The organism is Sulfurovum sp. bin170 (assembly GCF_010892395.1).
Taxonomy (GTDB): domain Bacteria; phylum Campylobacterota; class Campylobacteria; order Campylobacterales; family Sulfurovaceae; genus UBA1140.
This window is the reverse complement of the sequence record NZ_JAACKB010000285.1, coordinates 1-8,501: the sequence shown is the minus strand read 5'-3', so window position 1 is coordinate 8,501 and position 8,501 is coordinate 1. Positions and strand designations below refer to the sequence as shown.

The window sequence follows — 8,501 nt, the reverse complement described above, 5'->3', positions numbered from 1 at the left end:
CTAATAAACTTTTAATTTTTTCTGTTATATTCAATTTTGTTACCCTTGAATTTAGTTTTGTGCAAATATAGCTAAATTAGATTAATTTTAACATCTATTTAATCTATGGTAGGGTTTAATTCTCCGATGCTCTGCGTCGAAGGAAACAAATATTTTAGGAAAACATGATATTGAAAAAGCGATTATGAATATTTTGATTTTAAAGATGAGATAGAAGAGGAAAATTATGACTATTTTGATGCCAAAAGCTTTGCATAGTATCGCGTATGGAACGCGAATGATTGAGTTTGAGTTATTGCGAAAACATCGACTCAAAAACAGCTATATCCAAGTGACACGAGATGGAGTTTTGGTCAAGACCAACAGAAGTACAAGTATGAGAGAGATTAAGGCTTTTGTGAGTAAAAAATCAGCTTGGATAGTGAAGCATATGGATGATTTAAAAGCTAAAAAAGTGGAAGAGAAGATGGTCACTGGTTCACAGATTTACTACTTGGGCAAGAGCTATTATCTGGAGATAAGAGAGGATAGAGAACTCAAAAATGCAAAACTAGAGTTTACTAACTCGAAGTTTATTATCACCACACAGCCTGATGTGACTCAAGAGGAGATAGTGTGGAATATTGATTCGTTCTATAAGCAAAAAGCGATAGAGAAGATAAATCCTATGGTAGAGGAGTGGTCAAAGAGGATGGGGCTTGTTCCTACTTATGTTGGGTTTAGAAAAGCCAAGACTCGTTGGGGGTCTTGTAGTTCTCGTGATAGAATCTCTCTGAATTATCACTTGATGAAGTTGCCCTCTTCTCTTGTTGAGTATGTGGTGGTGCATGAGTTGGCACATATCCAAGAGAAGAATCATTCGGCTGATTTTTGGGGATTGGTGGGGGAGTATCTTGTGGATTATAAATTTAGAAAAGAGGAGATTCGAGCTTTTGAGAAAATGATTTAGTGAAAATCCTTACACACATCACTCTATTATGAAAATAAGGGTAGAATTCGATTAATTATATAATGACAAGGTAGATAAAATATGACAGGGTATATGCTTTTTTCGGGTACAGCAAATGAGGAACTTTCAGAAGAGATATCAAAATATCTCGAACAACCACTCTCCAAAGCCAAGATTACAAGATTTTCTGATAATGAGATAAATATCAAAATTGAAGAGAGTGTTAGAGGTAAAGATGTATTTATTATTCAGCCAACATCTGCACCAGCAAACTTTAATCTTATGGAACTGCTTATTATGGTAGATGCTCTGAAACGCTCTTCTGCAAAATCTATTACAGCTGTTGTTCCATATTATGGCTATGCGAGGCAAGATAGAAAAGCAGAACCTAGAGTTCCAATTACTGCTAAACTGGTAGCCAATCTTATGGAGACAGCAGGAATTACGAGGGTGGTAACGGTTGATTTACATGCTTCACAGATACAAGGTTTTTTTGATATTCCTGTGGATAACCTCTATGGTGCAGTACTTTTTAATGACTATGTAAAGTCTAAAAATCTCAAAAATCCAGTGGTTGCTAGTCCAGATATTGGTGGTGTTGCACGAGCTAGATATTTTGCAAAGACTATGGGGCTTGATATGGTTATCGTTGACAAGAGACGAGAGAAAGCCAATGAGTCAGAGGTGATGAATATCATCGGTAATGTTGAGGGCAAAGATGTTATTATGATAGATGATATGGTTGATACAGCAGGAACTATGGTAAAAGCTGCGGAGGCTCTTAAAAATCTTGGTGCTACTTCAGTTATGGCATGTTGTACTCACCCTGTTTTATCAGGTCCTGCTTATGATAGAATCGAAAATGGGGCATTGGATGAGTTGGTGATTACAAATACTATACCAATTACACGAACATCAGATAAGATAAAAGTTCTCTCGACTGCTAAGATGTTGGGTGAGGTAATCAGAAGAGTTTATAATAATGAGAGTGTAAACTCTCTTTTTGAAACCAATTAAAATGTTCGGTGTTACCGAACCTACAAAGGGGTAAAATGGCAAAAGATATACCACAAGCAAATATACGAAATTTTTCGATTATAGCACATATTGACCACGGTAAGTCAACACTAGCAGATAGAATTATCCAAGAGTGTAGTGCTGTATCAGATAGAAAAATGTCGGCACAAGTCATGGATACGATGGATATTGAAAAAGAGCGTGGAATCACTATCAAAGCTCAATCCGTGAGACTCAATTATGAGAGAGATGGAGAACACTATATCCTAAATCTCATAGACACCCCTGGGCATGTTGACTTCTCTTATGAGGTGAGTCGCTCTTTGGCTTCGAGTGAGGGTGCATTGTTGATTATAGACGCGGCACAAGGTGTTGAGGCACAGACCATCGCCAGTGTCTATATTGCGTTGGAGAATGACCTAGAGTTGGTTCCTGTTGTTAACAAGATAGATTTGCCCGCTGCCGACCCAGATAAAGTTTTGATGGAGGTTGAAGAGGCTATCGGTCTGGATTGTACTGAACACTCTTTGGTCTCTGCCAAGACAGGGGAAGGCGTTCCAGAACTTATTGATGCGATTGTAGATAGAATCCCTGCACCAACAGGTGATGAAAATGCTTCGTGTAAAGCTCTTATTTATGATAGTTGGTTTGATAATTATCTGGGTGCTTTGGCACTGGTTCGTGTCTATGATGGGAATATAGAAAAAGGTAAAAAAATTCAGATTATGAGTACCAAAGAGGAGCATGTGGTACTTGATTTGATGTACCCAAACCCTATCGCTCCTATCAAAACCTCCAAGATAAAAACAGGTGAAATTGGTATAGTGGTTACTGGTCAAAAGACAGTTGATGGTCTGCAAGTGGGTGATACCATAACCGATGCTTCTAACCCAACAGCTGAGATAATTGATGGTTTTGCACCTGCTAAACCCTTTGTTTTTGCGGGAATTTATCCCATAGAGACGGATAAATTTGAAGAGTTGAGAGATGCTCTCAATAAACTAAAACTAAATGATAGCTCTATCTCTTTTGAACCTGAAAGCTCACTCGCTTTGGGGTCAGGATTTAGGACAGGATTCTTGGGCTTATTACACATGGAGGTGATTAAAGAGCGATTGGAGAGAGAGTTTAACTTAGAGCTTATCGCGTCTGCCCCTACGGTTGTCTATGAGGTAGAGCAGAATAATGGTGAGCGAATAGAGATTCAAAATCCTTTTGATTTACCAGAGGCACAGAAGATAAAAGATATCTATGAACCATATATCAAAGCGACTATTTTAACACCTACAGAGTTTCTTGGAAATATCATTAAACTGCTAAATGACCGTCGTGGTCTTCAGATTAAGATGGATTATATCAATGAAGAGCGTGTACTTTTGGAGTATGATGTTCCGATGAATGAGATTGTGATGGATTTCTACGATAAACTCAAGAGTACCAGTAAAGGGTATGCAAGTTTTGACTATGAGCCTATCGGTTTTAGAGTAGGAAAACTTGTGAAACTTGACATCAAGGTAGCAGGTGAAGTGGTGGATGCACTTTCCATTATTGTACCAGAGGAGAAAGCTAGAACCAAAGGATTGGCTTTTGTTCAAAATCTAAAAGAGCTGATTCCACGACAGCTATTTGAGGTGGCTATTCAAGCTAGTATTGGCAACAATGTTATCGCACGAACCAATGTGAAGTCGATGGGTAAAAATGTAACGGCTAAGTGTTATGGTGGGGATATTACTCGAAAAAGAAAGCTTTTGGATAAGCAGAAAGCTGGTAAGAAACGGATGAAAGCTATTGGGTCTGTTAATGTGCCTCAAGAGGCTTTTATGGCTGTGCTAAAACTAGACTAAATTTTATTGATATGACACAACTTTTACTCCACAAATATTAAGGTATAATAGTATTATTAAATATTCAGCCTTAGGGTTTAAAAGGAAATAATTTGGGTTGGGAGATACACTTTCACTTAATCGCTGCACTATCTTGGATAGGTGGCTCTGTTTTTATGTTTGTTTTGGGGATTTCGTTAAAAGATAAGGAGGATCAACAGGCGGTCTATCCACGAGTTGGTCCGATATTTGGTTATTTTGAGATGGGGGCTTTGGTTGTTCTGTTGATAACTGGTACGCTTATGATTATTGACAATGGACTTATCTATATACTTTTTGATGAGAGCGTGGATGATGTTGTTACCTCTGCTTTGCGAGAGAAGTTGATTCTTGTCGCTATTATGACCGTTATTACTATAATCCATACAGTTATAGCATTTAGAACTAATGGAAAAGAGAGAACTAAGCTAGAGACTATTTTGTCTCGTGGGTCATCTATGGGAATTTTTATTTTGAATTTTCTTGTGCTTCACTATGCCATTGTAATAAGAGATATTCTATAAACTGTGCGATGTTTGAGTTGTCACAAACTAAGTTGGCAAACTTTTTGCAAACTTTGTCAAAATAAACTTCTAAAACCATCTATCTCTAAAAGAAAGATTGGTTCATTAGAGGTTTATAGCTTTTTTAAATATCAAAATATAGAAGATCTGCTTCTGACTAAACATACTCCCCAAGGTTACATCGTCTATAGAGCATTAGCAAAGCAGTCGTTTAGACCATTTATTAAGAATTTTATAAAAGAAGATAGCAGAGTTGTCTATATAGTTGGAGTAGATGAAAATGTAAAGAGTGGGTATAGTCATGTCTCACTTTTGACAGAGCAGTTGTCTTATAAAAACTCAAAGGTTCTCTATTCCAAACTTATGGCTACAAATTTGGTAAATTATGCAGGAAAAGATTTGCAGTTTCGACTAGAGAATCCTCGTGATTTTCAGTATACAGGATTAGAAGATATAGAGGTGATTTTAGTAGATGATATTATTACTACAGGTACAACACTGCAAGAGGCAAAGAGAGTTTTGGAAAAAAATAGAGTCAAAGTGCTTTTTGCTCTCACTTTGGCTAATACATAAGCGTAATTATGTTAAATTGCACAAATTAAAATTTCAAAGGAAAAATATATGAATGCAAAAAAAATGAGTAAGTTCTGCCAACCGTTTAGGATTGTGCTTGGAGCTGGATTGATAGGATATGGTCTATACAGTGGTAATAGTTGGTTTTATCTAGGTGCTATCCCTCTAATCGCTGGTCTTGTTAACTTCTGTCCACTGTGTGGAATTACGAAGCAGTGTCCATTGATGGGTAAAAAATAATTTTTTGTAAGGTGGTTGCTTTTAAGCCCACCGTTCATTTGGAATCGGAGGCTTCAGCCCAATAATATAGCGAGGCTAAAGCCGTCGTTTCCTTATATGCCATCTGCATTTTCGGAATCGGAGTGTTTACACCCGAACTATTTGGTTCAAACCTACAGCTCTCTTAACTACTCTTTGTATATCGATAAAACCTTAATAGTGAGTATAGAAGCTGAAAGAGCAAAATCCCTACAACATCTGCAACAATATCATAAAAAGATGCTTCTCTTGTAGGAGTTAATGACTGTACAAACTCAATAAAAATACCAAAAGCCACTAATAGACCCATATTTCTTAGACGGTGTTCCATTGTAGAAGAGGCACGATTGAGTTCCAGTGATAGGACAAAAAAGGCTAACATATGTAGTATCTTATCCATATTTGGTACTACATCTCTATGACTACTTGGAGTAATAGCCAAGATAAATACAGCTATAACAGTTATATAAAAAAGTACTTTATAGTACTTTTTGGGCATTAGTGTATGTATCATCTACTTTTTTGGACGAGCCAACCCCTCTATAAATCTAGTCATCATTCTAACCCCTGCACCAGATGCACCATGTGGGTTCTCTCCCCAAGAGTGTTCAACAAAGGCAGGACCTGCTATATCTATGTGAACCCACTTATCTTTGTGGTCATCATCTATGAAGTTTTCTAGGAATTGACCTGCTGTTATAGCTCCTCCATATCTTGTGTTTGAGATATTACAGATGTCAGCTATCTCACTTTTTATTGATTTTTTGAGGTATCGGTTAAAATCAAGTTTGGTTGCAAACTCTCCAGAGATTTTTGCATATTTGATAATGCTATCTTTGACCTTATCACTATTTCCCATAATCGTTGAAGTGTAGTGACCCACACCCACAACAGATGCACCTGTAAGTGTTGCCATATCAAATATATAGTCAGCTTTTACCTCTTGTTGAGCATAACATAGGGTATCAGCCAAGACCAAACGACCCTCTGCATCGGTATTTCGTATCTCAATAGTTTTTCCATTTTTAGCCACCAATACATCATCAGGTTTATATGCATCTCCTCCTATCATATTCTCAACAGCCCCTATAAATCCATGAACTTCAACAGGTAGGTTCATCTCCGATATAGCTTTCATAATTCCAATAACTGCTGAACCTCCACTCTTGTCTGATTTCATCGTTACCATAAAGTCAGATGGTTTAAGACTAAGTCCACCTGAATCATAAGTGAGACCTTTTCCCACTAGAGTAACTATAGCTTTTGGGTTTTCTGGTTTGTGTGCTAGATGGATAACTCTTGGCTTGTGACGAGAAGCACGAGCAACAGCTAGTAGAGTCTCCATCTTCTCTTTTTTGAGCTCTTTTGGTTTTATGATAATGCACTCTAATCCATTCTCTTTTGCCATATTCTTTGCGATTTTTGCCATAACCTTAGGGTAGCAGTCATCAGGAGGAGTATTGACAATATCTCTTGTGAAGTTTGTAGCATTGGCTACTATCTCTCCATTGTTCATCGCTCTTGTACACGCTTCTATATCTAGTTGGTACTCATTGTACTCATCTAGTGAGATGGTTATATCCTCTATTGATAGTTTAGATTTTTCACTCTTGTATCTGTCAAAAACATAAGCTCCGAGAACAAACCCCTCTACCATTCCTCTAAGTACTGTTGTACATTTTGGGTGATTCATATAAGAAGCTATTTTAATAGATTTATACGATTTGTTTGCCAAAACTCTGATAGCTGTTGCTATGGCAGTTCTAACATTTATACTAGAGATATTTTCTACAGCCACATATAGTCTATCTCTCTCTATCAGTAGACAAGTCTCATCTTGACTTGATTTAAAACCACTCTTCTCTAGTAGTTCTTTATCTTGGACAAATCTGTGGTCTAGGTTTTTTTCTGATATTATGATTATCTCTATATCGGCTTTTATATCTTCTATCGGGTTAATTGTTAATTTAAAATTCATATTTTGTTTTTTCCTTGTAGGGTGCATTTGAATGCACCTTTATATTTTTTTAATAAATTGTTTTTAGGTGCATTAAAATGCACCCTACGGTTATTGAAACTGCTCTTTTAAAATATCTTGTGCTTGTATCATATCTTTATCTCCACGCCCAGAGAGGTTGACTAGGATAGTTTTGCCCTCAATATCCTTTTTTTTCATCTTCTTAAGATAGGCTACAGCATGAGAACTCTCAAATGCAGGGATTATCCCCTCTTTTTGTGAAAGCCAGACAAATGCATCCATCGCCTCATCATCTGTAATATAGTCATAAGTTACGATACTGTTATCTTTGAAAAAAGAGTGTTCAGGTCCAATCCCTGGGTAGTCAAGACCAGCAGAGATAGAGTGAGCCTCTTGAACCTGTCCATCATCATCTTGAAGTAGATAACTAAGCTGACCGTGTAGAACTCCTGGGCTTCCTTTTGCAAGAGAACATCCGTGTTTGGAGTCAAGCCCAAATCCTCCTGCTTCTATACCGATACACTCTACAGACTCATCTTGCAAAAAGTGGTTAAATATACCAAGAGCATTCGAACCACCACCTATACATGCTATGATTTTATCAGGCAGACAACCCTCTACAGCATCTAGTTGTGATTTCGCCTCCCAACCTATAATAGATTGTATATCTCTTATCATCATAGGGTAGGGGTGTGGTCCTGCTACGGTTCCTATGATGTAGTAGGTATCTCTAGCATGGGTTACCCAGTGACGGATAGCATCGTTCATTGCATCTTTGAGTGTTTTGCTTCCAGACTCTACAGAGTGAACTTTGGCTCCAAGGAGTTTCATCCGAAAGACATTAAGCTCTTGTCTTGCCACATCTTTGGCTCCCATAAAAACTTCACACTCTAATCCAAAAAGGGCAGCCACAGTCGCAGTCGCCACACCATGTTGTCCAGCACCTGTCTCAGCAATGACCTTTTTTTTGCCAAGTCGTTTAGCCAAAACAGCTTGAGCTACGGTATGGTTTATCTTGTGAGCACCTGTATGGTTGAGGTCTTCTCTTTTTAGATAGATTTTTGCATTTAGCTCTTTGGAGATATTCTCTGCAAAATAGAGTGCTGAGGGGCGACCAACATAGTTTTTGTAGTAGTAGTCAACTTCTGACCAGAAATCTTTGTCAAATCGTACAGCTTCATAGTCAAGTCGCAGTTGTTCAAGTGCTGGCATCAGTGTCTCAGGCACAAATCTTCCACCAAATTTTCCAAAATGACCATTGGTATCAGGGTCATGGGGGCTTGGTTTTGGGATATATATATCTGTGTAGTTTTTCATAAATCTTCTTTTTAAAGTAGTTT

The 8,501-nt window shown here is 37.7% G+C and carries 9 protein-coding genes; 6 read left to right on the top strand and 3 right to left on the bottom strand.

Annotated elements, in window-relative coordinates; genetic code table 11:
* Window positions 1–226 precede the first annotated feature (226 nt).
* From GSY74_RS06760 to GSY74_RS06735, 6 genes are all read left to right on the top strand, one after another.
* Complete coding sequence (locus GSY74_RS06760) at window positions 227–949, top strand: M48 family metallopeptidase (RefSeq protein ID WP_164664343.1); 723 nt, start codon at window positions 227–229, stop codon at window positions 947–949.
* 81 nt (window positions 950–1,030) lie between these two features.
* Complete coding sequence (locus GSY74_RS06755) at window positions 1,031–1,966, top strand: ribose-phosphate pyrophosphokinase (protein WP_164664342.1); 936 nt, start codon at window positions 1,031–1,033, stop codon at window positions 1,964–1,966.
* Window positions 1,967–2,001: 35 nt separating this feature from the next.
* Window positions 2,002–3,810, top strand: coding sequence for a translation elongation factor 4 (gene lepA / locus GSY74_RS06750; protein WP_164664341.1), 1,809 nt, complete (start codon window positions 2,002–2,004; stop codon window positions 3,808–3,810).
* Window positions 3,811–3,902: 92 nt separating this feature from the next.
* Window positions 3,903–4,352: a hypothetical protein gene (locus GSY74_RS06745; protein ID WP_164664340.1), complete on the top strand. Its 450-nt coding sequence runs from the start codon at window positions 3,903–3,905 to the stop codon at window positions 4,350–4,352.
* A 3-nt stretch (window positions 4,353–4,355) separates the two neighbouring features.
* Window positions 4,356–4,925: a phosphoribosyltransferase family protein gene (locus GSY74_RS06740; protein WP_164664339.1), complete on the top strand. Its 570-nt coding sequence runs from the start codon at window positions 4,356–4,358 to the stop codon at window positions 4,923–4,925.
* A 48-nt stretch (window positions 4,926–4,973) separates the two neighbouring features.
* The gene (locus GSY74_RS06735; RefSeq protein ID WP_164664338.1) at window positions 4,974–5,165 is read left to right on the top strand and encodes a DUF2892 domain-containing protein; all 192 of its coding nucleotides are present in this window, start codon (window positions 4,974–4,976) and stop codon (window positions 5,163–5,165) included.
* 163 nt (window positions 5,166–5,328) lie between these two features.
* Here GSY74_RS06735 and GSY74_RS06730 read toward each other — a convergent pair whose 3' ends face one another.
* The 3 genes from GSY74_RS06730 to trpB all read right to left on the bottom strand — a co-directional run bounded on the left by GSY74_RS06730 (window position 5,329) and on the right by trpB (window position 8,460).
* Window positions 5,329–5,697 (bottom strand): VanZ family protein, encoded by a 369-nt coding sequence (locus GSY74_RS06730; protein WP_164664337.1) that lies wholly within the window; start codon window positions 5,695–5,697, stop codon window positions 5,329–5,331.
* A complete protein-coding gene (locus GSY74_RS06725; RefSeq protein WP_164664336.1) occupies window positions 5,698–7,161 on the bottom strand; it encodes a leucyl aminopeptidase in 1,464 nt (487 codons plus the stop codon). It lies immediately after the preceding gene.
* A 90-nt stretch (window positions 7,162–7,251) separates the two neighbouring features.
* A complete protein-coding gene (gene trpB, locus GSY74_RS06720; protein ID WP_164664344.1) occupies window positions 7,252–8,460 on the bottom strand; it encodes a tryptophan synthase subunit beta in 1,209 nt (402 codons plus the stop codon).
* Window positions 8,461–8,501: the final 41 nt, after the last annotated feature.